The organism is Treponema sp. TIM-1, from assembly GCF_046533115.1.
Taxonomy (GTDB): Bacteria; Spirochaetota; Spirochaetia; order Treponematales; family Breznakiellaceae; genus JAIRMO01.
Genome location: NZ_JAJQRC010000018.1, coordinates 1 through 24909 on the forward strand (window position 1 = coordinate 1; position 24909 = coordinate 24909).

A 24909-nucleotide genomic window follows, 5' to 3' on the forward strand; every position below is an offset into this window, starting at 1 on the left:
ACGCAACCCTTCCCTTCCCGCTCAGGGAGTTCCACAGCGATAACGGCAGCGAATTTATCAACCAGGTCATCTCCGACTGGCTCCGCAACCCCGCCTGCCCCATCCCCTTTACCCGTTCAAGAGACCACAAGAAAAATGACAACTGCTTCGTCGAACAAAAAAACGGCGCCGTCGTCCGCGAGTATGTCGGCTATGACCGCCTGGAGGGGGATGCCCTCCAGGCCCGCCTTACCGCCGTCTACCGCTCCCTGGTCCCTCTCCTCAATTTCTTCATGCCCACTATGAAGCTTGAAAGCAAAGTAAAGGTTGGTTCCAAAGAGTTAAAAAAATATGACGAACCCCGCAGCCCCTGCCAGCGTCTCCTGGAGTCGGAGGCGCTGCCACCGGAGGTAAAAGCAGAACTGACCCGGCTCTGTGGGCTTTACAATCCGGTTCAGTTACAACATACTGTCAACAAGGCCGTCCTCGCGTTGCGGGAGGCCGTCGCCGCTCAGTCCCCTTCCTCCGGAAGGGAACCCGCGGCCTAAAGTTACTTTTTTCTAAATGAGGCATCCAGCCCTTCGGTTACTTTTTGAAATGAGGCATTTCGTGCGGTAATTGACTGGTTAGATCATTATGGGAAAAAACTATTATGAAGGGAACCGGCTCCGAAATTACCGTTTCGGAGCCGGATAAGAGAAACAGGGGGACTTTTAAGCCGTTTCCTTTAAGCCGGCAAATTCCGGCCTGCTTTGCAAAACCGCGTTACTGTGTTTGGCAATCAGGGCAAACTGAGGAGCCAGATCCTGGAAGAGGTCTACCAGGACCGGATCAAAATGTTTTTCCCGGCTCTCAAGGATTATCCGTTCCGCCTCTTCGGTACTGAGGGGCTTTTTGTAGGGCCTGGCGGCAATAAGGGCGTCGTAGACATCGGCGACCGCCATCAGCCTGCCCTGGAGGGGGATGGCGGTGTTTTTTAACCCCCGGGGATATCCTGAACCATCCCATTTTTCATGGTGGGTTCCGGCAAAAATTTTTGCGTGGTGGAGAAAATCATTTTCCGAGCTTGTTTTCATGATGCCCTCAATGACCGCCTCTCCGATGGCGGCATGTCTTTTCATAATCTCAAATTCTTCGGCACTTAGTTTTCCCGGCTTATTGAGAATGGCGTCGCTGATGGCGATTTTACCCACATCGTGGAGCTGGGCGGAAGGGACGAGAAATTCCAGATTCCAGGTTGAAACCTCTTCCCAATAGATTTTTTCATACAAAAGTTTATCCACCAACAGTTTCAGATAACTTTGGGTGCGTTCTATATGCCCGCCGGTTACCTCGTCCCGAAATTCAACCATCTCCGTTACGGTGCTTAATATGGAATTCTGCAGTTCCGTCACCTGCCGGGTTCGTTTCTGTACCATCTGCTGCAAATTGTCATTGTAGTCCCGCAAAACGAGCTGCTGATTCCGGGTAAGCAGGTGATTTTCTATACGCTTGAGGAGCAGGGGCGGTGAGAAGGGTTTGTAGATATAATCTATGGCGCCCAGACTTAAGCCTTCAAGCTCACTACCGGGATCGGTCCTTGCGGTAAGAAAAATAACCGGAATATCCAGGGTTTTCCGTTCCTCTTTGAGTTTTTTTATCGCCTCATAACCGTTCATTTCGGGCATCTCAATATCCAAAAGGATCAGATCCGGGCTTACCCTCTCCAGAATTTCGAAAAGCTTATGTCCCGAAGGTATGGGGAAAATGTCGTAGCGATCCTTCAACATGCTCTTACCGGCGGTAAGATTGGCCATGTTGTCGTCAACCAAAAAAATTATCTGCCGTTCCTTTTTCATACGCTTCTCCTATTTTTATGAGTTTCCTTATGCCTCAAGGGATAGGATCCTTTCCCGATCCTGGGGCATAAGCCGTTCCGCTATTTCTTTAAATCCGGACTTGTCGATCTGTCCCCGCAGCCAGGGTACCAAATCCGGATCCGATTCGTAGTCCCCCTGTTCCAATTCTTCTATAAGCTGGTCAAGTTCGCCTATATTATAATTTTCCGCGGCATGCCGAATCCTGGCGAGCAAGGCCGGGTCCGGGGCAGGTTTCCGGGGCTTTTGCCGCTTATCTTCCAGGATAGCCAGGAGCCCCATTAAGCCGGTGATGAATTTTCCGGTACTGTTTATAAAGTCCTCGTTTTCGGCTTCAATAAAGGCCATGTCTCCGGCCTTGGCGGCATGTTCCAATTTTTCCGCCCTCTGCCCGATTATCTCCGCGGCGATACCGTAGCTGGAACCCTTAATGCCGTGTACGGTAATGGCGTAATCTTCCCGGGAACCCCCGGTCCCTATAGCCGAAAGCAGGGATGGGGTATGGGTCACGTAGGAACGTAAACAATCCAGGTAGCATTTTCCGTCCCCTCCAAAACGCGCAAGCCCCTTTTCCACGTCAAGACCCTCTACCGGATTGGCCCGGATCATGGCCGCTAAATGGCGGCTTTCCTTATCCAGCCCCAATTCCTTCTCCATTTTTTTGTCCCGTACCCATCGGTTAATGGATTCATCCATTTTCATAATATCAATGGGTTTGGTAAGAAAGTCCTGAAAACCGTTGTTGAGAAACAACTCATCGTTGCCGATAATCGCATTGGCGGTGAGGGCGATGATGGGTATGGTCCGGGCGTAATCACTGTCTATTTCGTTTCTGATAATCCTTACCGCTTCGATACCGTCCATGCCGGGCATCATGTGGTCCATGAAAACAGCGTCATACCGGGGTTCTCCCTTCCGTATCAGATCCACGGCCGCCTGCCCGCCGGTAACACAGTCCACGGTCATACCGTAGGGTTTCATGATTCCCCGGGCAAGGTCCAGATTGACGGCCACATCGTCAACCACCAGTACCTTGGCATAGGGAATAAAACTCCGCACCAACTGCCGGTTCCGGTTCCGGCGGACCATGGTATACCGGAATTGCGTAAGGTTTTCGGCAATGGCCTTGCCGATGACCGCTTCGCCGGCAAAACCCTGGAGCAGGCGGACCGTAAAGGTACTTCCCTTACCGTATTCGCTTTCTACGGAAATGGAGCCGTTCATCATCTCCACCATCCGTTTGGTGATGGCAAGCCCCAGGCCGGTCCCCTCAATATGCCGGTTGCTTTGGGTGTCTACCTGGTTGTATTCGCCGAAGAGTTGGTCCAGGTTTTCCTCCCGGATGCCCATGCCGGTATCGGAAACAGCCGCGGTCATCCATACCCCCGCCCGGTCCCGCTCGCAGCGGATCCGCAGCATTACGGTTCCCTCCTTGGTGTACTTAAAGGCGTTGGAAAGGAGGTTGTTGAGGATCTGTTTTATCCGCAGTTCGTCGCCGAAAAGCCGGGCGGGCAGGTTTTCGTCGATATCCAGCTTAAAGACTATGGGTCTGCTGCCGATCCGCACGATATTGAAGGCCACCGTATCGTTCAGCAGACTGGGCATATCGTAATTCACCGGGACAAGCTCAAATTTTCCCGATTCAATTTTGGATATATCCAGGATATCATTGATAAGCCCCAGGAGGGTTATACCGGAGTTGTAAATTTTTTCCAGGCTTTCACGGGTCTCATCGGAACAGCGGGTCTGCGTCTCCCTTTCCTGCCCTTTGCCCAGTTCCATTTCGGAAAAGCCGATGATGGCGTTAAGGGGGGTACGCATCTCATGGCTCATATTGGCCAGGAAATGGCTTTTTGCCTCGGACGCGGATTTGGCCATCAGGGCGAGTTCCTCTGTTTTTTCAAAGGGACGGGAAATAAAACCCGCCGCTAAAAACGCGGCTAAAATTCCCAGACCAAGGAACACGGCCCCGGAAATCAAAAAGGGCCCTACCACATGGGAAACCGGGCTTTCGCCGATGGGACAGGCTATTCCCAGGGACCAGCCGTCGGTACCTTGAATGGGCCTGAAGGCGCAGATCCGGGGGACGCCCTGGTAATGGTATTTTCCGGTTCCGATCTCACCCTGAATCATACGGGAAAATAGCGCGGCCATGGGGCGGTATTCCCGTTCGGCTTCCGCCATTTTGATACAATTGGGGCGGCCCAAAATCAGCTGCGGCCGCATGTGGGCTATCATCACCCCCTCATGGTCAAGGGCAAAAATACTTCCCGATTCCCATATACTGAATTGGGTCAGTACGTCGCTTATCACCGTTCCCGGCAGGCTGATCACCAGGATCCTGTTCTCCAGGGGCAGCCAGAAACGCATGATAAAATCCCCATGGTCGTTATATTGGGTGGTACTCATCACGATCTCACCCCGCAGGGCCCGGCGGGCATTCTCGTTTTCAGAAAGCCGGTAATTGGGCTTCTTCTCGCCGTAGGACCGTATGCTGCCGTCCTGATATATCAGCCCTATGTCCAAATAACCATGAGCGGCGGCCTCTTTCCGTAGCACTTCGTCGATCTGTTCATCATCCAGATTCCGACATTTTTCCGCGATAAGCCGCATATCGGCCCGTATACGGCCCACCTTTTCCGTAATAAGCTGTTCTGCGATGGCTCCCGATACTCCCATGTCATTTTCCATAGTTTTTATAAGATTACGGTGGGTTAAGGTTATTCCGACAAGTACGCTGGCCGCGGTCATTCCCGTAATTATTGCCACTATAATGAAAATAACCTTGGTACGAATTGACAGGGACATAACAGCCTCCTTAAAAATACGGGAACCCCGCTAAAAACCCGATCCCCGGGGGAACGGAATTTTAACGGTCCTCGAAGCGGTTTCAAAGCTCAGATTAGTCTTGAAACAGCCCCCTCGGTTACTTCAAATGTTATGATTATTCTTTTGGACGAAATACACCTAAAAAACAAAAAAAAGTGTTTTTTTTTAAAATTTTGGGATAATCCGCTATTCGGCGGCAGTTAGAAAAACAGGACGATTCGAGCGAAAATTTTAATTTTTCCCTCTTTTTTTTAATAATTGCGCAAAAATCTTCATTTTTTTTTCAAATCCCCTTGACATAAAATTTCGTTCTAATTATATTAATTACCTAGTAATACTAGGAATTATTTGAAGTTATCAGCGCGCAGATGACCGACAGATTATTCCTGAGGACCGGGAGGTCCCTTGTAAAAAAATAAAGGGAGGATGGGAAGATCTATTCCCATCGGATTCACAAAAAAAACAGAGGAGTAGTATAATTATGGTACAAAAACAGTATAAAAACCGATTGGGATTTGGAAAGGGCCTGGGAGTAGCGGCGATCTTTTTGCTGGCGGCATCCGGCCTCTTTGCCGCCGGAAATACGGATGGTTCCGCCGGGAGCGCTGCTCAAAGCGGCGGCGCGTCCATCGAGATCCTCAACGTTTCCTACGATCCTACCCGGGAACTGTACCGGGAATTCAATGAAGTCTTTGCCGCTTACTACCAGCAGAAGACCGGCGATACGGTAACCATCCGCCAGTCCCACGCCGGTTCCGGCGGGCAGGCCCGGAGCGTCATCGAGGGGCTGGAGGCGGATGTGGTAACCCTGGCCCTGGCCTACGACATTGACGAAATCGCCGCCAAGACCAAGCCTCCGGTCCTTGACCCCGCCTGGCTGTCCAGGCTTCCCCAGAACAGCGCCCCCTATACCTCCACCATCGTGTTCCTCGTGCGGGCGGGGAACCCCAAAAACATCAGGGACTGGGACGATCTCGTCCGCGAGGGGGTGCAGATCATCACCCCGGACCCCAAAACCTCCGGGGGCGCCCGGTGGAACTACCTGGCCGCCTGGGCCTTCGCCCTGGAGAAATACGGCAGCGAGGCCCAGGCCCGGGAATTTGTCAAGCAGGTCTACCGTAATGTGCCGGTACTGGATTCCGGCGCCCGGGGTTCCACCAACACCTTTGTCCAGCGGGGGATAGGGGATGTGCTTTTGGCCTGGGAAAACGAAGCCTTCCTCTCCATCAACGAATTGGGTCCGGGGAAATTTGACATCGTCATTCCCAGCCTCAGTATCCTGGCGGAACCCAGCGTCGCCTGGGTGGACACGGTGGTCAAGAGAAGGGGAACCGAACAGGTTGCCCGGGAGTATCTGAACTACCTCTATTCCACCGAGGGCCAGCGGCTTGCGGGAAAGCATTACTACCGTCCCCGGGACCCAGCGGTGGCCCGGGAATTCGCCTCCCAATTCCCCGCCCTGAAACTCATCACCATTGACGAGGTCTTCGGCGGTTGGGTCAAGGCCCAGCCCCTTCACTTCGGTGACGGGGGGGAGTTCGACAAGATCATTGACGAGCTCAAGCGGCGGTAGCGGGAACATCATGGGTGTAAGAAAACGCAGGACAAAACTGCCGGGGTTCGGATTAACCCTGGGTCTTTCCATAACCTATATGTCCCTGCTGATCTTTATTCCCCTTTCCGCGCTGATCCTCTATGCGGCCCATTTATCCTTCCAGGAGTTTTGGGCCCTGATCGTCAATGAACGGGTTCTGGCGGCCTTTAAGATCTCCTTTGTGTCGACCTTTTGGGCCGCCGTCGTTAATTTTGTGTTCGGCCTCATCATCGCCTGGATCCTGGCCCGGTATTCCTTCTTCGGCAAACGGGTCATCGACGCCCTCATTGACCTTCCCTTTGCGATCCCCACGGCGGTGGCCGGAATTTCCCTGTCCTATATTTTTTCCCCCAATGGAGTCCTCGGGGCCCTGCTGCAGAAGGCGGGGATCTCCATCGCCTATTCCAAAGGGGGTATTATCATTGCCCTTATCTTTACCGGCCTGCCCTTTGTGGTGCGGACCACCCAGCCGGTCATCGCGGAACTGGATAAGGAACTGGAGGAAGCCGCCGCCAGCCTGGGGGCCAATTTCTATCAGATCTTTCGCAAGGTGATTTTTCCCTCGATCCTGCCGGCCCTCCTCACGGGCTTTGCCCTGGCCTTTGCCCGGGGCCTGGGGGAATACGGCTCCATCATCTTTATCTCCAGCAATATGCCCTACGAAAGTGAGATAGTGCCCCTCCTGATCGTAAAAAAACTGCTCCAGTTTGATTACCGGGGGGCCAGCGCCATCGGCGTTACCATGCTGATCTGTGCCTTTGTCCTCCTGTTCCTCATCAACCTTTTGCAGGGCTATGCCAAAAAAAGGAAGAAAAATTGAGCGCCCCCAGAATCGTTAAAGAACCCCGGTGGATAAAGCCGACCTTCATCGGTATCGCCCTAGCCTTTTTTGCGGTCTTTATCGTTATCCCCCTCCTCACGATCTTTTCCCAGGCCCTGGGGTCGGGGTTCAAGAGCTATATCAGGGCCTTCAGTGAACCGGATGTCTTTGCCTCCATCCGCCTGACCCTCCTGACCGCCCTGATCTGTGTGCCGGTAAACACCTTTTTCGGCGTCATCCTGGCCTGGGTCATCACCAAGTTCAATTTTAGGGGAAAGAATATCCTCATTACCCTGATAGAGGTTCCCTTTGCCATTTCTCCGGTGATCGCGGGGCTCCTGTTCATCTTCCTCTTCGGATCCTTCGGCTGGTTCGGCTCATGGCTCATGGCGCGGAATATCAAGATCGTCTTCGCCATGCCGGGGATCATCATCGCCACCGCCTTTGTGACCTTTCCCTTTGTGGCCCGGGAACTCATCCCCCTGATGGAAGAGCTGGGAAAGGATGACGAGGAGGCCGCCCTGACCCTGGGGGCAAACGGCCTCCAGACCTTCTTCAAAATAACCCTTCCCAATATCAAGTGGGGGGTCCTCTACGGGGTGGTGTTGACCAATGCCCGGGCCATGGGGGAATTCGGGGCGGTAGCGGTGGTCTCCGGCATCATCCGGGGGATCACCACCACCATGCCCCTCTACATAGAGATCCTCTACAACGAATACCAGTTCGGCGCCGCCTTCGCGGTGGCCTCCCTCCTGACCCTCCTCGCCCTGGTAACCCTGATCGTCAAGGCGGTGATAGAGCGTTTTATCGCGGAACAGCGGAAGCAAAAAATGGTATAAAAGGATGTGTGGTAACAATGTTTATAAATTATGTGTAAAAAAAAGATGTAAAAATGAGGTGTAATTAGTATGTGTAAAAATAATACGTGAAAAAGGGTGTGGCTATTATGTGTGAAACTAACATATAAAGGAATGTGTACTATGAAAGGATATGAGCGGAAATGAGCATAGAAATTACCCAGGTTAACAAGAAGTTCGGGGATTTTACCGCCCTGGATACCATCAACCTTTCTATCCCCGACGGGGAGATCACCGCCCTTCTGGGGCCTTCGGGGTCGGGAAAGACCACCCTCCTGCGGATCATCGCCGGCCTTGAGACCCCGGATACGGGAACCATCAGCCTCTTTGGCGAAGATGCCACCTGGAAACAGACCAAGGACCGGAAGGTAGGATTCGTATTTCAACACTACGCCCTGTTCAAGCACATGAGCGTCTTTGAAAACGTGGCCTTCGGCCTCAAGATCCGTCCCCGTTCCCTGCGGCCCAGCAAGGCGGAGATCCGGGAGAAGGTCTTCAAGCTCCTCGGCCTGGTACAGCTTGAGTCCATGGCGAACCGGCTGCCTGCCGAACTCAGCGGCGGGCAGAAGCAGCGGGTGGCCCTGGCCCGGGCCCTGGCCATTGAGCCCCGGGTGCTGCTCCTGGATGAGCCCTTCGGCGCCCTGGACGCCAAGGTCCGGCAGGAACTGCGGCGCTGGCTGCGCTTTCTCCACGACGAGATCCACATCACCAGCGTGTTTGTTACCCATGATCAGGAGGAGGCCCTGGAGGTCTCCGATAATATCGTTATCCTGAACAAGGGGAAAATCGAACAGATCGGCGCCCCCGAGGAAGTCTACGATCATCCCGCCAATCCCTTTGTGTACAGCTTCCTGGGGAACGTGAATCTCTTTCATGCCCGGCTGGATCAGGGGGTACTGAACCTTGCCCCAGCGGGGGAAAGTTCCGGGGACGGGGAGATTTCCTTTTTCGTGCGGCCCCAGGACGTGGTGATAAGCCTCTCCGACGAGGGGGGCAAGGCGGTGGAGGCGGAGATCATCAGCCACCGCGTCCTGGGCAGCCGGGTGCGGGTGAACCTGAAAACCATCTCCGGGGAGAAGGAGATCGAGGCGGACATTGACAAAAAGCAATGGACCCTCATCACCAAGGCCAACCGGGACCGGGTATACATCCTGTTCTTCGGCGCGAAAATTTATTCCAAGGATGAAATCTGGAGCGATTATGTCATCTGACGATAGGCGGAACGATAAGGGAGCGGAGGCCCTGTCCCGGATCCTCAGGGCCATCCGGGGCCCGGCGGCCCTGGCCTTTAGTTACCAGGCGGAGGATGCGGCGGCCCTGCACCTCCTCCTGGGCTGCGGCGGGGCGGGGGTTGAGGTCTTCACCCTGAACACGAACCGGCTCTTTCCCGAGACCGCGGCATACCACCGGGAGGTGGAACTTTTTTTTAATATCCCCATCCACCAATACTACCCCGAGGCGGAGGAAGAAGAAAAACTGGAAGCGGAGTTGGGGGAATGGGGGATGCGGGAAAGCCTTGAAAAGCGGCGGCGCTGCTGCGAGGTGCGGAAGGTGCGGCCCCTGGCGCGGATCCTGGCGGGAAAAAACGCCTGGGTTACGGGCCTCCGGGCGGCCCAGTCAGTCACCCGGTCGGATCTGAAGCTACTGGAATACGATGAACAGTTCGGCCTCGTAAAGATAAATCCCCTGGCGGACTGGAGCGATGAGGATCTGGCCGCTTATATCGAAAGGTACCGGATCCCCCTCAATCCCCTCTATGCCGAGGGCTTCAAGAGTATCGGCTGCGCCCCCTGTACCCGGGCGGTACGGGAAGGGGAGGATATCCGCTCCGGCCGCTGGTGGTGGGAACTTCCGGACCATAAGGAATGCGGTCTGCATGCCCGGAGGGCCGCCGGCGGCTGATAGCCGGCGGCTGACAGGGGCTTTGCGGGAAGACAAGGAGAAGGAATGGCAGGAGAAACAACGGAAGCATGGCAGGGCTTGGGTAAGCTGGACAAACTGGAGTCCCAGAGTGTTTTTATCATCCGGGAGGCTTACCGGTCTTTCAAGAATATCGGGATGCTCTGGTCCATCGGGAAGGACAGCACGGTTCTGTTGTGGCTGGCAAAAAAGGCGTTTTTCGGGCATGTGCCTTTTGAGCTTATCCACATCGACACGAATTACAAGATCCCCGAAATGATAGCCTACCGGGACCGGTTGGCCCGGGAGCTGAAGCTGCGCCTCGTGGTGGGGCAGAACGGGAAGGCCCTGGCGGAGAAACGGACCTTTCCCGACGGCCTGGACCGGATAAGCTGCTGCAGGGAACTCAAGACCATTCCCCTGCGGCAGACCCTGGACGGCACCGGGCCCCGGCGGGTCTACGATCCCCACCGGGACGCCTGGGAGGAGCTGGAATCCGCCGAGCCCTACCACGCGGTGATCGTGGGGGTCCGCAGCGACGAGGAGGGGAGCCGTTCCAAGGAGCGGGTCTTTTCCAGCCGGGACGAAAAGAGCGGCTGGGATGCGGGCTCCCAGCCGCCGGAACTCTGGAACCTCTACAAGACCGAGTTTGCCCCCAAGACCCACGTCCGGGTCCATCCCCTGCTGGACTGGACGGAACTCAACATCTGGGAATATATCGAACGGGAGGGGATCCCCACGATTCCCATTTATTACAACCAGGGCGCGGGTAAACGCTACCGTTCCCTGGGCTGTTATCCCTGTACCAATCCGGTGGATTCCGAGGCCCGTAATCCCCGGGAGATCATCGAAGAACTCATCAGCGGGAAATTCAGGAACATCGCGGAGCGTTCAGGCCGGGCCCAGGACATCGAGGGCGGCGGTACCCTGGAAACCCTTCGCAAAGAGGGGTATATGTGATGGCCGCGGACGGACCGGGTTCGGAACGGATGAACATCGTGATCACCGGCCACGTGGATCACGGCAAGAGTACCCTGGTGGGCCGTCTCCTGGCGGATACCTTGTCCCTGCCCGAGGGAAAGCTCCAGGCGGTAAAGGACGCCTGCAAAAAGAACGGCCGGGTCTTTGAATACGCCTTCCTTCTGGACGCCCTGGAGGATGAGCAGCAGCAGGGGATCACCATCGACAGCGCCCGGATCTTTTTCAAGAGCGCCCTCCGGGAATACCTCATCATCGACGCGCCGGGGCATATCGAGTTTTTGCGGAATATGCTCAGCGGCGCTTCCCGGGCGGTGGCCGCGGTACTGGTGATCGACGCCGTGGAGGGGGTGGCGGAAAATTCCAAGCGCCACGGTTTGATCCTCTCGCTTCTGGGGGTCTCCCAGGTGCTGGTGGCGGTGAACAAACTGGACGCCCTGGATTACGACGAGGGGGTGTTCAACCGGATCACCAGCGAATACGGGGCATACCTGGAAACCCTCAAGGTAACGCCCCTGGCCTTTGTGCCGGTCAGCGCCCGGGAGGGTAAGAACATCACCGAACGGGCCCCGATGGATATGCCCTGGTACCGGGGAAAGACGGTGCTGGAAGTGCTGGACAGCTTTCACAACCTCCCCTCCAATGAAGACTCCTTCTTCGCCATGCCCGTACAGGATGTCTACCGCTTTAGTAACGACCACGACGACCGGCGGATCTATGCGGGGACCATCGTGAGCGGCGAAATTTCCATCGGGGAGGCGGTGCGCTTTCTGCCCTCTTGCAAAGAGGCCCATATAAAAAACATCGAAGTCTGGAACGCCCCGGCAAAGACCCGGGCCGTTGCCGGGGAGGCTTCGGGCTTTACCCTGGAAGAAGAGATCTATGTGAAACGGGGGGAGGTGATGGTGAAGTCCGGCGAGGCCGCCCCGGTGCGGGCCGCCGACCGGCTCCGGGCCAACGTGATATGGCTGGGGTCGCGGCCCCTGGGCTTCCACCGGACCTGCCTCCTCAAGCTGGGAAGCGACAAGGTTGATGCCCGGCTGGTAAAGATCGAGCGCTTCCTGGGCGAAAGCGGCGGGGCGGAGTACCGGGAACTGCAGCGCCACGACTGCGGCAGCGTGGTCCTGAGCCTGGCCCGGCCCGTCGCCGTATCCTCCTTCTACGACAACCCCTCCCTGGGCCGCTTCGTTATCGTTGACGGCTACGACGCCGCCGGGGGCGGCATCATTCTGGAAAGCCTTGCGGCGGCCGGGAATGAGGCGCCGGAGCCGCCCCGGATATCCAAGGAATTCGAGGAAGAGCTCTTCGCCTTCCTCAAGGTCCACTTTCCCCACCGCTTCCCCGATCCCGGGGGCGGAATTTAGGGAGACCTCATTTTCAATAAACCATTAGGACCGGGTCTTCCGGCCGGGAGGGTTTAAGACCCGGAGCCGGACCACCCTGCCCCCTCCCAACTCTTCATAGGCCCGGTAACGTTCACCGTCGTCGGAGAAGGGGGAGGCCTTTTCCCCGGGGAAGGGGGGGTACCGGCTTTGGGTCCACCGCAGACCGGGGTCTTTAAGACTGATCCCGGGCCGGGAGGGATCAAAATAAACAAAGGACTCGTGGACCCCCCGATCCTCCAAAGGGGCCTCATCGGTACTCTGGAGGTACCGGATTACCCCCCGGGAAAAATCAACGGACTGGATGATCGCCGAATGGACCATGTCTCCGTCGACACCCCGGAAAAGGAGGATGTCCCCGGGGCGCAGGGCGCTGATTTTATCGGGTACGCTGATTATCTGGGAATTGGAGGAATTATAAAACCAGGTTCCCGCATAATAGGAGGGGTCTTCTCCCCGGGGGACCCCCAGGGCCCGGCTGAGGGAACGGCCCAGATCCAGATCCTGCCGGCGGGCAATAGAAGAAAGCACATACCATACAAAGCCGGAACAATCCATCCCGGTCCAGCCTATACAGTAAAGATAATTGTAGACCTCCACCGCCGTTATCCCCCGGCCCGAGACCAGCACGTAGGGCTTGTGGGGCAGCCCGTGGTAGGCTCCGGTCTTTATCCGGGCTATATCGAAGAGATCCAAAGAAACGGTCCAGGTTCGCCGGGACATATCGAAGATGATGATCTTTTCCCGGCCGTCTCCCAAGACCCGGGTGTATTGTTTAAAATCTTCGGAATCCAGGACCCGGTCAATGGCTTCCCAGAGGTAACCGGGATTCCCCTTGCCTCCCCCAAGGAATTCCCAGTCCTGATCGGAAAGTTTATCCCGTTCATGGTTTTCCACGAAGGGCATCCTGAGGTTCATGATCCTGCCGCCGATAATATAGGTTTTAAAACATTGTCGGTAGGCTTCCTCAATAAGCCCTTCTAGCCCGTCTCCCCAGATCCGGCGGGGGTCGGCAAAGGACTCCAGGGAACCGGTTTCGGCATTTTTTGCCCCGGAATCGCCCGGCTCTGTCCCTGCCGCGGTCAGGGAGGACAGGGCAAAAATAAGGAAGAAGAAATAAAGATTTTTGTTGACATTCTCCATAAGGTGAAACATACTTAATTATTCTCTATTTGGAAACACTACATCAAGGATCATCATAAAATAATATGGGAGGTGTATATGCCCTGTAGTGATGCGGAAATTCGGGAGCTTACCACCCTTGCCCGGGACTTACGGCTGACCATCGTGGATGTTATGGCCTGGTCCGGGGGGGCTCACGTGGGGGGATCCCTCTCTATTGTGGAGATTCTCACGATCCTCTACTTCAAGTATCTTACGGTTAAGGCTGAAGAGCCCCAATGGCCGGACCGGGACCGGTTCATCCTCTCCAAGGGCCATGCGGCGGCGGGATTTATCCCGGTACTGGCTAAAAAGGGATTTTTCCCCGAGGAGGAGTTAAAATCCTTTAACCACTTTGGCTCCCCCTTTGCCATGCACCCGGACAGCAACAAGGTACTGGGCTGCGACGCCTCCGCGGGATCCCTGGGACACGGCCTCTCTATGGCGGTGGGGTTGGGCCTGGGGGCGCGGTACCTCAAAAAAAGCTTTAAGACCGTCTGCCTGCTGGGGGACGGGGAGTGTTGCGAGGGAAGTGTCTGGGAAGCGGCCATGGCCCTGGCCCATTTTAAACTGGGGAACGTGATCGCCATCGTGGACCGGAACCGCCTGATGATAGACGGCAAAACCGAGGATGTCATGGCCCTTGAACCCTTTGGGGATAAATGGCGGGCCTTCGGCCTTGAGGTCATTGAGGTGAACGGTCATAACTTTGACGAGCTGGCCGCCGCCCTGGACCGGGGTTGGGCTGCCACGGATAAGCCGGTCCTCATCCTGGCCAATACGGTCAAGGGCAAAGGGGTGGACTTTATGGAAAACAACGTGGTATGGCATTACGCCTCTGGGGATTCGGAACTTTGCGAAAAGGCAAAGGTTTCTATTATGAAAGGGGGGATATAACATGGCGGTAGTTACCGGAACCACCTGGAACTGTTATGATTCGGCGACCATGACGGCCCGGGAAATTTACGGCCGGACCCTTGCGGAGATGGGTAAATATAACGATCGTATCGTGGGACTGAGTGCGGATCTGACCCAAACCACCGCCATCGTACATTTTGCCAAGGCCTTTCCGGACCGGTTCTTTAACGTGGGTATCGCCGAGCAGAATATGTTCGGCATCGCCGCGGGCTTGGCCAAAGCGGGACTTATCCCCTTTGCCTCAACCATGGCGATTTTTGCCTGTCTCCGGGCAGGGGAACAGGTCCGTACCGATATCGCCTACCAGAACCTTCCGGTAAAGATCATCGCCACCCACGGGGGTATTTCCTTCGGCCATGCCGGAACCACCCACCATTGTACCGAGGATTTTGCGGTGATGCGATCCATCGCCAACATGACCGTGATCTGTCCCGCCGACGGCATCGAGACCAGCCGGGCGGTCCGGGGGTGCCTGGATATACCCGGGCCGGTGTATATCCGTATCGGCCGGGGTTTTGAGCCCCCCTGCTACGAAAACGAAGATTACCCCTTTACCATAGGCAAGGCGACGGTGATGCGGGAGGGCACGGACCTCACCATAATTTGCTGCGGCGTTCCGGTACTCCAGGCGATCCAGGCGGCAAAAACCCTCCAGGAACAGGACAAGCTCTCCGTCCGGGTAATCAATATGCACACCATCAAGCCCCTGGATCGGGAGGCCATTATCAAGGCCGTAACCGACACCCGGCGGATCCTGGTGGTGGAAGAGCACAATGTGATGGGCGGCCTGGGAGATGCCGTGGGCGGGGTCATCGCCGAATCCGGGAAGGGCTGTGTATTCAAAAAACACGGCCTTCAGGATGAATTTGCCACCATCGGTTACGCGGAGGATCTGTATGCCCACTACGGCCTGGACAGTAACGGTATCGTTGAAAAGGTACGGGAAATGCTGGGTATGGAATTTGAAGCCGACGAGGACTGGAACGACGAGTAGTCCGTAAAGAACAAGGGGAGGAATATTTTGTCTGCTACACCCCAGGAACTAATGACGGCGCAGTTGTTTTTTAACGCCGCTTTTCCGGTTATGCAGGTTGTCCTTGACGACGACCCTAAAATGAAGGCCCGTTTCCGCGAGGTACAAGGAACCGTCCAGATCTGCGCGAAAAACGACGGGGATTTACTCGCCTGTACCCTGACCTTTGATCGGGGTAAACTGACGATTACCCAGGGGCCGGCCCCTTCGCCGGACATCACCTTGAGTTTTCCCACGGTGGCGAAGATGAACACCATGTTCCGGGGGGGCGCCGCCCTGCCGGCTATCAAGGGGTTCACCAAACTCGGCCTGCTCCTCAAGGTCTTCTCCCTTCTCATGTCCCTGATGCTCATGATGCCCTCCCAGCGCCCCAAGGACCCGGAAAAAAAGGCCCTTAAGGTCAAGATGAGCCTCTACATGATAACCCGGGCCCTGTCGACCTACAACAAGCTGGGGGATCCCGACATGGCCGAATGGTGCCGCCGTCAGCCCGACCGGATCTACCAGTTCATCGTGGACTCGGAAAAAGGGGAACCCGCCGTTGCCTGTTACCTCCGGGTTAAGGCGGGAAAATCGAAGTCCGGCCATGGGATCTACACCCGGCGCACCCCCTTTGTGCTGTTCCACTTTTTCAGCATCGACGGGGCCATGAAGGTCCTGCTCAAGGATGTGGGTTTTGTTCCCGGGGTGGAACAGGGGTATGTGGAAATTGTGGGTTCCCCGGAATACGCCATGTACCTTAACGACTTTATGGCGATCCTCCAGGGCATGTTAACCTAAGGAGCCGGCAGGTTAACCATTCATGCCGGCCGGCTAAGGGACGGATTATGAAGACCATTTATTTTGAAAAAAACATTCCCAAGGTGCTTTTCACCAAGTTCGCGGCAAAATATATGCCCGCCCTGCTTTTTACCGGCCTTAACCCCGTCAAATACGACCGGACCCTGCCGGACCCGCCCCTGCCGGGGCCTCAGTGGCTGCGGATCCGCAATATCGCCACCGGGGTCTGCGGGACGGACCTGAGTTTTTTTAAGGCCACCACCGGTATTGACTGCGCCCTGGAACCCCTGCCCGGTTCGGTGCGGACCTACCTGGGCCACGAAACCGTGGGTATTGTGGAGGAAATCGGCTCCGGCGTTACCAAATACCAAAAAGGCGACCGGGTGACCCTGCGGGAGTATATGTCCTGCTGCGGCAACAAGGGCATTCCGGAACCCTGCCGGTTCTGCGCGGAGGGGAATTACTGTCTCTGTGAAAACTACGGGGAACCCTCCCCCCTCAAGCTCCCCGATACCGGGGCGGGGTTCGGGGACTACTACCTTGCCCCGGAGCAGCAGCTTAGTAAAATTCACGACGATCTGAGCGACGACCAGGCGGTGATGGTGGAACCCACAGCGGTTTCCCTCCATTCGGTGCTTATGGCGCCCCCGGCGGCGGGGGACAAGGTCCTGGTTTTGGGCTGCGGTACCATAGGGCTTGGGGTGGTACAGTGCCTCAAGATCATCCAGCCCCAATGTGAGATCTGGGTGATGGAGCGGATCAAGGAGAAACAGGAATTTGCCCTGCGCTTGGGGGCGGATCATATCCTTTCGGGGCCGCCCTACGAGGCGGTGGCCAAGGCCACCGGGGCCAAGCTATACCGGGGTTTCGGGGGTAATACCATGCTTTTGGGGGGCTTCGACCTGGCCTATGACTGCGTCGGGGGGGACTGGTCCAATACGGCCTGCCTCCGGTTCCTCCGCGCCCGGGGAACCCTGGTCAAAATAGGCCACCATATGCGGGGGGTTTCCTTTGACGAAACCCCGATCTGGTGGCAGGAAATACGGCTCATCGGCATCGACGCCCACGGTATGGAGGACTGGAAGGGGGCAAAAATGTACACCTTCGATGTGGTCCAGGAACTTATCCGGGAAGGCCGGTATAAGATCGACGGTTTTATCACCCACCGTTTCCCCCTGGAAAAGTATAAGGACGCCTTCAGGCTCATGCTCCAAAACCCGCCGGAACTGGTGAAGATCGTGCTGGACTGCCCCGGGGGGAGCGTCCCGTAAGCCGCCGGTTCTCTTTTATCTTTCCGAATGTCCGTTCAATAGAGGAGTGTTTCGGGGACTTCTCTTTGTCATACGCTATCGCTTCCTTCCGATTCTTTCGTCCCGGTATTACCGAACGTTATTGTTTCCCTTCATGGTCTGATGGACGAGTTGATACAAGAAAACGGCTTAAACGCCCGCCGGAGGGGAAAATCCATCCCCGCCCTGAAAATGGCCTTTGCGCACCGTTCAGCCCGGGAGGGTCTTACGGTAGAGGCATAACAGAAACTTAGTAAATCCTCCCCGCCTCCTCAAAGAGGGCGCGGATGTTTTTGGCCGGTACATCATCCTGAATAGCTTCATGGCTGGGGGAGAAGATAAGACCCGTGGGAAACATTTTTCGCAGTTCCCGTACCCTGTTCTTCACATCCTCCGACGTACCCTGAACCAGGAGCTTCTGGGTATCAACCCCGCCGCAGAAGGAAACCCTGTCCCCGAACCGGGAACGTAAACGCTCCGGTTCCATATTGGCCGCCAGCGCCTGAATCGGATGAATCGCATCCACCCCGGCTTCGATCATGTCGGGAATGACGTCCGCCACGGAACCGCAGGAATGGTAGATAACCTTGACGCCGTAACTATGGGCCTGTTCCACCAGGACGCGGCAGCCGGGAATGACAAAGCGGCGTATCAGGTCGGGGGAGACCAAAAGCCCGCGTTGGGTTCCCACGTCGTCGCCTATGAGGACGGCGTGGAGGCGCTTGCCCTTGACTGCTGCGCCGCAGACCGCCTTATAGAAAACCTCGTTAGCCCTGAGAAAAAAATCCACAATTTTCCTGTCCACCGCCTCCACAAGTTCCGGGTTGGAAATCATATTCATCAGGGCGGTTTCCATGCCGAAGGAAGCGCAGGTATTCTGAAAATGGGTTGACCAGAAAACGCCAAGAACCGCTTTGTCCTCCGGAACCTGCTCCACAAGGCGGCGGCATTCCTCCGGGTCGATGTATTTTTCCGGCTCGGGCCACGTGAAGAAGGCCAGATCCTCCGCTGTTTCGCAGTCCTTGAAACAGCCGTCGGCGGTGAGGGTTCGGTTGGCAATACGCGCCTTGCCGTCCAGATACCAGTCAAAGGCGGAGCTGATGGAAGCTGAATATTCGGAACGGTAGGGAATGGCCACGGAATAAATATCGTCCCCCACCGCCAGTTTGAGATCATGAAGATTGTCAACCCCGTATTCGGCAAAGAGGCCCAGCTGCGCTTGGGGGCTGGGAATCCCCAGCCAGGCCGCGGGACGGTCTACCGGCCGCCGTTCAATGGTTGCGTAGAAACGTTCAAGACTGTTCATTGTTGTTTTTCCTTTTTGTCTATCTATACTTCCAGCGCGGCTTCCATCATGGCGGCCACATTTTCCGGCGGAACATTGGGAAGCAGAGTTTCGTGGCCGGCGCAGACGATGTAGTTGGGACCCAGCAGTTTTTTTACCCGCCGGATTTCGGCCTTCACCTCGTCGGGCGTCGCAAAGGGCAAAATCTGCTGGGTGTCGATGCCGCCCATAAAAACGACCTTGCCGTAGTATTTTTCCGCCAGCCCCGCGGCGTCCATGTTTCTTGCCAGGGGCTGTATGGGGTGCAGTACCTCAACGCCCGCTTCGATAAGCTGGGGAATAACCCGGTAAATGGAACCGCAGGAGTGCAGGGTGACGTACAGCCCCCAGCGCCTGGCCTGATCGATCAGTTTTTTTATAAAGGGCAGCAGGAATTCCTCGAAGGTTTGGGGGGAAATAAGAAGATCCAACTGCGAACCCAGGTCGATCCCGATAAATATGGAATCGATCTTCTTTCCCGCCTGCGAAAAAAGCGCTTCGTTAGCCGCAAGATAAAAATCCGTAAGGTGGCCGGTCACCGCCTTGACCACGTCGGGGTCGGTCGTCATTTTGACTAGGCAGTTTTCCATGCCAAAGAAATTCCAGGTGTTGCTGAAAATACTGCCCCAGGTACTGCACAATACGGCCTGACCCCCTTCCACGGTACGGTCTATTTCCCTGATGGTCTCGGTAAAGTCGCAGTCGTCAACGGTGGGCCAGTGGTATTGGTGGATTTCCTCCACGTCTTCGCAGTCCGCAAAGACCGCCTTTCCGTGTATGATGGTCGTGTATCCCGTTCCGGAACTTTGCAGGGCGGCGTCTTTGTTTGCCGCCAGGTTCATGGGATCAAACATGGGGTAATCCGTCCGCTGCCATATGTGGCAGTCTTCTTCGGGCCGTACATAGCGGCAGAGGCTTCCCAGTTTAAGGCCCAGCTCAAAATCATCCTTAACGCCGAAATATGAATGCAATATTGGTTTGCTGTCGTCGTGGGGCGCCCCATGCCAAAAACCGCAGCGGCTGCTACGCCTTTCGACTATTTCCCTGAAATGCTCTCTGCCGTTCATAATTTGTCTTCCTTCAAATGTTTTTTCTGATCTGCTCCGCCCGTTTTTCAAGTTCCTCCGGAGACATAAGATTGTCTTTGGAAAGATCCAGTAAAAACGGCCCGCCCCATTCGGGACCGTCCCGGTATTTTGGTACCAGGTGTATGTGCAGATGGGGATAGAGATCGCCGAAGGCGGCGTAGTTGATCTTGTCCGGCGAAAAAGTTTCCCAGAGCGCCTTGGATGCCCTGGACAGATCCCGTGCCCAGGCGGCCAGTTCATCGGGACCCATCCTGAACACTTCGGTTTTATGATCCTTCAAGGCAAGGATACAGCGGCCCTTGTACTTCTGATCCCGGACCAGAAGAAGTACGGAAGTTTCCAGATCGGCGACCTTGACGGAAATATCATCGGCGCAGGTACAGTAACGGCAATTCGGATCTTTCATAGATTCACTCGTTGTCATAGGACTCTCCGGTTAATACCAGTATTTTCCGGCGGATTTATCCGCCGGAATTAATAGCAAAGATCTCAGCCTTCGTCCAGAATTACCTGCATCTTGGTCGCGGCGTCGTCCAGGGTTTTCTTTACATCCGCGCCTTCAATGACCGCCGCCACCGCGTCACCGATTATTTCGGCAAGGGTGTTCCATTCAGGAATGATGTAATAGATCGGGCCTACGGGTTTGTTCAGGGAATCCATCAAGGCCCTGGCGTAGGGGAGTTTTCCGAAGTAGGGATTATCCATCCTGATGGTCTGGGTCAGCACCGGCGGGGTTTTATCGGGTTCGTGCATCCTTACGTCGTATTCGGGGTTGACCAGCTCTTTGTACAGTTTGAGGAGAAGATCCACATGCTTTGATTTTGAGTTGATCATCATGTGCCAGGAACCGCCGCCCAGGGTAACGACATCTTTTACGCCCCCGGGATAGGGATGAACGCTGAACTTTAGACCGGGATTGTTGGTGGCGACCTGGGCCGCATAGAAGGGTTCCCGGAAGGTCATGGAGGCAAGGCCCTGCTGGAAGGCCACATCCGGCAGTCCCAGTTCGACATTACAGATCTTGTCAACAAACACCATATCGCGGAGGAACTGGAAGGCTTTAACGGTGTCGGGACCGTTCATATACCCCTGGGCCTTCGTTAAATCCTCGGAAAGAACCCGGCCGCCGAAGTTGTGGATAATGGGCATGTACTTTGCCGCAACGTTGAAGGAACCGCCGCCGAACCGGGGCTGCCAGCCCGCGCGGATAACCTTGCCGCTGGCATCGTACTTGGTCAGCTTCTTGGCTACCGCAAGGAACTGATCCAGGGTTTTCGGGAAATCCTTTACGGGGTCAAGGCCGGCTTCCCTGAAATGATCGTCATTGATGTAGAGGAACATCGAGGTGTCGCCCGCCACGACAAAACCGTAGTATTTGCCATTGAACACCCCGTCATTCTTGTAGATACCGCCCAGGGCGTCCTGCCAGACTTTAGCGACATCGACCGGGAGGGGGAGGGCCACCGGATTGGCGCCGCCCTCAAGGGCAAAGTCCTGGGACATGGCCATGAACATATCCGGTCCGGTACCGCTTGAAAACGCGGACACATACTTGGCCAGGTACCCCTGATACTCAACCTGCTCGGATGTCATGGTAACATTGGGGTATCCCAGCTTCACGAAAATCTCATTGGCGATTTCGGCAAAGGCCTTAAAATTGTTTACCGCCTGAAGCTGGTGGTGCCAAAAAACCAATTTAACCGGCTCGGTAGTGCTGGTAGCAGCCCCAGCGCCCTGCTGTGCTCCCCCTCCGGCGAAGACCGGCATTAGTCCTGCCAAAACCAATAGAATCGCAATCACCTTTTTCATATATTGCTCCTTCTCCAAAAATATTAGCTGAAACAATAACATGTTCATCGATCATGTATATTTTCAGCAGGGGGGAATACATCCCCATAGATCCCTAATAATTTACCACTCCGCAGGAGAATTTTTTATTCACCGCCTCAATACTCCGCCGGGTACTCTGAAAACTTTCCGGCTTAGCCTGATTAAAGTTTATCTCCATCATGGATATCCCGCCCTTAAGAAGAGCTTCCGCCAGCGGCAGGATGAGATCTTCCTCCATACCCCGCATAATGGCGATAATTTTACTTTCTTTGATCCGTTCTATTGTTTTTTCCCGCATATAAACCTCTCTTTCATTTTCTGATATTATTCCCGCAAAACCTTTTCGGTAAACTCAATGACAGCGATAGTATCTTCCATGGTTACAACAGGACTGCCGGTCCAGCCCGATCCAACGCATAGAGCGGCGTGGAGGATCTCGTGTTCAAAACCAGGTGATAGGGGCGCGATAAAAATCTCCGAGGGCTTCTGATCTTCCGGGGCGTTTGATTTGATAAACGGCTCGGTGAAAAGTTCAGCTTTCATCGCCGCGATGAACCAGGGCCCGATACGGATGTAACCCTTTGAACCGTATATGAACGCATTGTTCTGCGCCTCGAACCCGATGCTGCACTGCAGCGAGGCGTGAGAACCGCCTTCATATTCGAGACTGATAAATGTCGAGAGGTCAACGCCGGTTTCTGAAGGGACCACGCTGACGGCGTTTTTTACCAAGCTCTTCCCCTTTAAAAAATGGCGAATCATATGGAGGCCGTACACGCCGAAATCCCGCAGCGCTCCACCATACATGGCTTTATCGTAGAGACGGACAAATTCTTTCGGGTCCCGATTTGAACAGATACTGAGGCTCATGGCGCATACTTCTCCGATGCGGCCTTTTTCGATCCATTCGGAGGCTTTCTGTATTCCCGGCAGAAACCGCGTCCACAGTCCTTCCATAAGAAAAACCCCGGCGGCTTTCGCCCTGGCTTCCAGATCCCGGGCTTCCGCCGCGGTAGGGGTCAGGGGTTTTTCGCAGAGCATATGCTTCCCCGCGGCGATACACTGCCTACAGCACTCGTAGTGTTTTTCGTTGGTGGTTGAAATATATACGATGTCCACTTCAGGATCGGCCAGGAGTTCGGGGTAATTTTTATAGACCCGCTCAAGATGGTGGGCCGCGGCAAAAACACGGGCTTTCTCCGGATCGGAGTTTGATGCGGCGCCGAGCAGTCTTGCGCCGGGGACAAGCCCCAGGGTAAAAACGCCGGCGAATTTTTCGGCAATGCGTCCGGGACCCATAATAGCAAAGTTACACAGTTTCATTAAAAAATCCGACTCTCCTTCGAGTTTTCATAATAATCCGGGTTATTTCCCAATTTATTGAGGACCTTGCGGCTTACCTTATCGATCTTTTCCTTCACATCGGCGGGCAGCTTCACCGAAAGGGCCTTTACGTTTTCATCAAGTTCTTTGATGTTTCTGGAACCGACCAGGGCGCAGGCGACAAGCGGATTGGCAAGTACCCAGGCCACTGAAAGCTGGGCCGCCGAAAGTCCAAGGTCAGGGGCCAGTTCCTTTAAAAACGCTACCGTTTCAAAGACCTCGGCCTCGGCGCCGGCCTCATTGTGCCGGGAACTCCCCTTGCCCGTTTCCATGGAAAAATGCCGGGAGTGGGCCTGATGGGCCGGAACTTCGGATGCGTTTTTATATATTCCCGTGAGAATGCCCTGCTGCAGCGTCATGGAAGTAATAATGGCGATATTTTGTTTGGTACAAAACGGGATTAGCTCCGCCTCAATGGCCCGGGAGATGATGTTATAGGGCATTTCGTTAGCCGCTATGCAGGGACAAAGAGCGGCGGCTTCGGTTGTCTGTTTAATACCAAAATTGCTAATGCCGATGTACCGGATCTTGCCTTCTTTCTTGAATGTCGAAAGGGTTTCAAATGCCTCGGCCGAAGAAGGCGGATTGGCAAGGACCGCCGGATCATTGGTAAAATGCTGCAGGCCCTTGGGATTGATGGGCCAGTGAAGCATATACATATCGATATAATCCATGCCCAGGCATCTAAGGGAAGCTTCCAGCTCTTCGCGCAGGGTTTCCCGGTACGCCTTGGCCGGGTTCACCTTGCTGATCACAAAAGCTTTGTCGCGGTAACCTTTCAAGGCCTTGCCGAGAGATGTTTCGCTCGCGCCATCGTTATACATTCGGGCGGTATCAAATACATTGAGTCCCCGCTCAATCGCGGCGTGTACCACGGCGTTAACGTCTTCCTGATCCTGAGCGCCCCAGTAGGCGCCGCCGCCAAAGGGCCAGCAGCCAACACCGATCCTGCTTAAAAATAACCCCTTGTGTACCGTCTCCTGCAGCATATATTCTCCTTTTGACTGCGATTTTTGGGAGTTCATACTTATGCCCTTTCTATCCTTTTATACCGGTATTCATTAGGCCGGTTTTTATGTTCGAGTTAAATATGATAAAGATGATTAAAAGCGGCACAATGCTGATCGCCACTGCGGCGCAGACCTCGCCCCAATATTTGATAAGGTCCGTAACAAAACGGTTCAGCATCAAGGTGACGGTACGCATCCGTTCTTCGGTGACCACCAGGAGGGGCCAGAAAAAGTCATTCCAGGTCCACACGCTTTTGATGACTATGAAGGTAACAATATGGATATTCACCATGGGAACGATTATCTTGCCGAATATCCAGAATTCCCCGACGCCGTCCATGCGGCCCGCTTCGATGTAGAATTTGGGAATCGGTTCCATGGCCGCCCGTAAAAGAAAAGTACCGAAAGCGGACATAAAGGATGGTATCATGAGGCCCGGATAGGTGTTTATGAGACGGAGTCTTGACACCATGAGAAAGAGCGGAATTGAAGTCATTTCAGTGGGGATCATGAGCATTCCTAGGAACAGGTAGTATACGATTTCCTTTCCGGGGAATTTGAATTTCGCGAAACTGTAGGCCGCTGTGAGAGCCAGGATAAGACTTGGCAGCAGGGTAATGAGTACGACGATAAGAGAATTATAGATGGCCCGGTAAAACGGGAATCCGTTCTGTGCCACCGTATGTCCGGTAAAAACATTTTTAATATTGTTAAAATTGGTAAAAGAATCCGGAACGATACGGTGAAAAATAGTCCTGTTCGGCATATCAATGATTTCAGGATTCATCTTCAAAGCCGTGAGGAGAATCATGGCGAACGGAATGATGATAAAAACAAAGAAAAACGCCATCAGGATACCGGTGACGAGTTTACCGCAAATATATTTGTTTATTTTCATG

22 protein-coding genes and 1 pseudogene are annotated in these 24909 nt (G+C 54.9%); 12 read left to right on the top strand and 11 right to left on the bottom strand.

Features of this window, described 5'->3' with window-relative positions; genetic code table 11:
• Positions 1-527, top strand: a pseudogene (locus LQZ21_RS08535) (integrase catalytic domain-containing protein); the annotation flags it as partial.
• A 165-nt stretch (positions 528-692) separates the two neighbouring features.
• Here LQZ21_RS08535 and LQZ21_RS08540 read toward each other — a convergent pair.
• Together LQZ21_RS08540 and LQZ21_RS08545 are read right to left on the bottom strand one after the other, a co-directional pair.
• Positions 693-1817, bottom strand: coding sequence for an HD-GYP domain-containing protein (locus LQZ21_RS08540; RefSeq protein ID WP_411043862.1), 1125 nt, complete (start codon positions 1815-1817; stop codon positions 693-695).
• Between the two features lie 27 nt (positions 1818-1844).
• Positions 1845-4643 (bottom strand): hybrid sensor histidine kinase/response regulator, encoded by a 2799-nt coding sequence (locus tag LQZ21_RS08545; protein WP_411043863.1) that lies wholly within the window; start codon positions 4641-4643, stop codon positions 1845-1847.
• Positions 4644-5145: 502 nt separating this feature from the next.
• On the opposite strand from LQZ21_RS08545, the gene LQZ21_RS08550 reads away from it, so the two are divergent.
• From LQZ21_RS08550 to LQZ21_RS08580, 7 genes are all read left to right on the top strand, one after another.
• Positions 5146-6237, top strand: a complete 1092-nt coding sequence (locus LQZ21_RS08550; RefSeq protein WP_411043864.1) for a sulfate ABC transporter substrate-binding protein — start codon at positions 5146-5148, stop codon at positions 6235-6237.
• 10 nt (positions 6238-6247) lie between these two features.
• Positions 6248-7078: a sulfate ABC transporter permease subunit CysT gene (gene cysT, locus LQZ21_RS08555; protein WP_411043865.1), complete on the top strand. Its 831-nt coding sequence runs from the start codon at positions 6248-6250 to the stop codon at positions 7076-7078.
• Positions 7075-7917: a sulfate ABC transporter permease subunit CysW gene (gene cysW, locus LQZ21_RS08560; RefSeq protein ID WP_411043866.1), complete on the top strand. Its 843-nt coding sequence runs from the start codon at positions 7075-7077 to the stop codon at positions 7915-7917. Before cysT ends, cysW begins: the two co-directional genes overlap by 4 nt.
• A gap of 161 nt (positions 7918-8078) precedes the next feature.
• Positions 8079-9146 carry a sulfate/molybdate ABC transporter ATP-binding protein gene (locus LQZ21_RS08565; RefSeq protein ID WP_411043867.1) on the top strand — a complete coding sequence of 356 codons (1068 nt, stop codon included), beginning with the start codon at positions 8079-8081 and terminating at the stop codon, positions 9144-9146.
• Complete coding sequence (locus tag LQZ21_RS08570; protein WP_411043868.1) at positions 9136-9837, top strand: phosphoadenylyl-sulfate reductase; 702 nt, start codon at positions 9136-9138, stop codon at positions 9835-9837. The genes LQZ21_RS08565 and LQZ21_RS08570 overlap by 11 nt, the downstream gene beginning before the upstream one ends.
• A gap of 45 nt (positions 9838-9882) precedes the next feature.
• Positions 9883-10794 carry a sulfate adenylyltransferase subunit CysD gene (cysD, locus tag LQZ21_RS08575; RefSeq protein WP_411043869.1) on the top strand — a complete coding sequence of 304 codons (912 nt, stop codon included), beginning with the start codon at positions 9883-9885 and terminating at the stop codon, positions 10792-10794.
• Positions 10794-12176 carry a sulfate adenylyltransferase subunit 1 gene (locus LQZ21_RS08580; RefSeq protein WP_411043870.1) on the top strand — a complete coding sequence of 461 codons (1383 nt, stop codon included), beginning with the start codon at positions 10794-10796 and terminating at the stop codon, positions 12174-12176. Before cysD ends, LQZ21_RS08580 begins: the two co-directional genes overlap by 1 nt.
• A 24-nt stretch (positions 12177-12200) precedes the next feature.
• On the opposite strand, the gene LQZ21_RS08585 is transcribed toward LQZ21_RS08580, so the two are convergent.
• Positions 12201-13349: an NlpC/P60 family protein gene (locus LQZ21_RS08585; RefSeq protein ID WP_411043871.1), complete on the bottom strand. Its 1149-nt coding sequence runs from the start codon at positions 13347-13349 to the stop codon at positions 12201-12203.
• A 66-nt stretch (positions 13350-13415) separates the two neighbouring features.
• On the opposite strand from LQZ21_RS08585, the gene LQZ21_RS08590 reads away from it, so the two are divergent.
• From LQZ21_RS08590 to LQZ21_RS08605, 4 genes are read left to right on the top strand one after another with little or no spacing between them, the layout of a single operon-like run.
• The gene (locus tag LQZ21_RS08590; RefSeq protein ID WP_411043872.1) at positions 13416-14252 is read left to right on the top strand and encodes a transketolase; all 837 of its coding nucleotides are present in this window, start codon (positions 13416-13418) and stop codon (positions 14250-14252) included.
• A 1-nt stretch (position 14253) separates the two neighbouring features.
• On the top strand, positions 14254-15267 hold the full coding sequence (locus LQZ21_RS08595) for a transketolase family protein (protein ID WP_411043873.1): 1014 nt from the start codon (positions 14254-14256) through the stop codon (positions 15265-15267).
• A gap of 27 nt (positions 15268-15294) precedes the next feature.
• Positions 15295-16086, top strand: a complete 792-nt coding sequence (locus LQZ21_RS08600) for a hypothetical protein (RefSeq protein WP_411043874.1) — start codon at positions 15295-15297, stop codon at positions 16084-16086.
• Between the two features lie 47 nt (positions 16087-16133).
• Positions 16134-17357, top strand: a complete 1224-nt coding sequence (locus LQZ21_RS08605) for a zinc-dependent alcohol dehydrogenase (protein WP_411043875.1) — start codon at positions 16134-16136, stop codon at positions 17355-17357.
• Between the two features lie 268 nt (positions 17358-17625).
• Here LQZ21_RS08605 and LQZ21_RS08610 read toward each other — a convergent pair whose 3' ends face one another.
• From LQZ21_RS08610 to LQZ21_RS08645, 8 genes are all read right to left on the bottom strand, one after another.
• Positions 17626-18681, bottom strand: a complete 1056-nt coding sequence (locus LQZ21_RS08610) for a uroporphyrinogen decarboxylase family protein (protein WP_411043876.1) — start codon at positions 18679-18681, stop codon at positions 17626-17628.
• 23 nt (positions 18682-18704) lie between these two features.
• The gene (locus LQZ21_RS08615; protein WP_411043877.1) at positions 18705-19766 is read right to left on the bottom strand and encodes a uroporphyrinogen decarboxylase family protein; all 1062 of its coding nucleotides are present in this window, start codon (positions 19764-19766) and stop codon (positions 18705-18707) included.
• A gap of 13 nt (positions 19767-19779) precedes the next feature.
• Positions 19780-20211 (bottom strand): HIT family protein, encoded by a 432-nt coding sequence (locus LQZ21_RS08620; RefSeq protein ID WP_411043878.1) that lies wholly within the window; start codon positions 20209-20211, stop codon positions 19780-19782.
• A gap of 65 nt (positions 20212-20276) precedes the next feature.
• Positions 20277-21596 (bottom strand): extracellular solute-binding protein, encoded by a 1320-nt coding sequence (locus tag LQZ21_RS08625; protein ID WP_411043879.1) that lies wholly within the window; start codon positions 21594-21596, stop codon positions 20277-20279.
• Positions 21597-21690: 94 nt separating this feature from the next.
• Positions 21691-21915 (bottom strand): beta/alpha barrel domain-containing protein, encoded by a 225-nt coding sequence (locus LQZ21_RS08630; RefSeq protein ID WP_411043880.1) that lies wholly within the window; start codon positions 21913-21915, stop codon positions 21691-21693.
• Positions 21916-21941: 26 nt separating this feature from the next.
• Positions 21942-22940, bottom strand: a complete 999-nt coding sequence (locus LQZ21_RS08635; protein WP_411043881.1) for a Gfo/Idh/MocA family protein — start codon at positions 22938-22940, stop codon at positions 21942-21944.
• Positions 22940-23989, bottom strand: a complete 1050-nt coding sequence (locus LQZ21_RS08640; protein ID WP_411043882.1) for an aldo/keto reductase — start codon at positions 23987-23989, stop codon at positions 22940-22942. The genes LQZ21_RS08635 and LQZ21_RS08640 overlap by 1 nt, the downstream gene beginning before the upstream one ends.
• Positions 23990-24038: 49 nt before the next feature.
• Positions 24039-24908 (bottom strand): carbohydrate ABC transporter permease, encoded by an 870-nt coding sequence (locus LQZ21_RS08645; RefSeq protein ID WP_411043883.1) that lies wholly within the window; start codon positions 24906-24908, stop codon positions 24039-24041.
• Position 24909 lies beyond the last annotated feature (1 nt).

Excerpts from the sequence above, each read along its gene's own strand:
- LQZ21_RS08615 (WP_411043877.1), bottom strand. The coding sequence starts at position 19,766 with ATGAACGGCAGAGAGCATTTCAGGGAAATAGTCGAAAGGCGTAGCAGC.
- LQZ21_RS08540 (WP_411043862.1), bottom strand. The coding sequence starts at position 1,817 with ATGAAAAAGGAACGGCAGATAATTTTTTTGGTTGACGACAACATGGCC.
- LQZ21_RS08550 (WP_411043864.1), top strand. The coding sequence starts at position 5,146 with ATGGTACAAAAACAGTATAAAAACCGATTGGGATTTGGAAAGGGCCTG.
- cysD (WP_411043869.1), top strand. The coding sequence starts at position 9,883 with ATGGCAGGAGAAACAACGGAAGCATGGCAGGGCTTGGGTAAGCTGGAC.
- LQZ21_RS08635 (WP_411043881.1), bottom strand. The coding sequence starts at position 22,940 with ATGAAACTGTGTAACTTTGCTATTATGGGTCCCGGACGCATTGCCGAA.
- LQZ21_RS08605 (WP_411043875.1), top strand. The coding sequence starts at position 16,134 with ATGAAGACCATTTATTTTGAAAAAAACATTCCCAAGGTGCTTTTCACC.
- LQZ21_RS08580 (WP_411043870.1), top strand. The coding sequence starts at position 10,794 with ATGGCCGCGGACGGACCGGGTTCGGAACGGATGAACATCGTGATCACC.
- LQZ21_RS08625 (WP_411043879.1), bottom strand. The coding sequence starts at position 21,596 with ATGAAAAAGGTGATTGCGATTCTATTGGTTTTGGCAGGACTAATGCCG.
- LQZ21_RS08610 (WP_411043876.1), bottom strand. The coding sequence starts at position 18,681 with ATGAACAGTCTTGAACGTTTCTACGCAACCATTGAACGGCGGCCGGTA.
- LQZ21_RS08645 (WP_411043883.1), bottom strand. The coding sequence starts at position 24,908 with ATGAAAATAAACAAATATATTTGCGGTAAACTCGTCACCGGTATCCTG.
- LQZ21_RS08545 (WP_411043863.1), bottom strand. The coding sequence starts at position 4,643 with ATGTCCCTGTCAATTCGTACCAAGGTTATTTTCATTATAGTGGCAATA.
- LQZ21_RS08640 (WP_411043882.1), bottom strand. The coding sequence starts at position 23,989 with ATGCTGCAGGAGACGGTACACAAGGGGTTATTTTTAAGCAGGATCGGT.
- LQZ21_RS08595 (WP_411043873.1), top strand. The coding sequence starts at position 14,254 with ATGGCGGTAGTTACCGGAACCACCTGGAACTGTTATGATTCGGCGACC.
- LQZ21_RS08565 (WP_411043867.1), top strand. The coding sequence starts at position 8,079 with ATGAGCATAGAAATTACCCAGGTTAACAAGAAGTTCGGGGATTTTACC.
- LQZ21_RS08620 (WP_411043878.1), bottom strand. The coding sequence starts at position 20,211 with ATGACAACGAGTGAATCTATGAAAGATCCGAATTGCCGTTACTGTACC.
- LQZ21_RS08590 (WP_411043872.1), top strand. The coding sequence starts at position 13,416 with ATGCCCTGTAGTGATGCGGAAATTCGGGAGCTTACCACCCTTGCCCGG.
- LQZ21_RS08585 (WP_411043871.1), bottom strand. The coding sequence starts at position 13,349 with ATGTTTCACCTTATGGAGAATGTCAACAAAAATCTTTATTTCTTCTTC.
- cysT (WP_411043865.1), top strand. The coding sequence starts at position 6,248 with ATGGGTGTAAGAAAACGCAGGACAAAACTGCCGGGGTTCGGATTAACC.
- LQZ21_RS08570 (WP_411043868.1), top strand. The coding sequence starts at position 9,136 with ATGTCATCTGACGATAGGCGGAACGATAAGGGAGCGGAGGCCCTGTCC.
- LQZ21_RS08630 (WP_411043880.1), bottom strand. The coding sequence starts at position 21,915 with ATGCGGGAAAAAACAATAGAACGGATCAAAGAAAGTAAAATTATCGCC.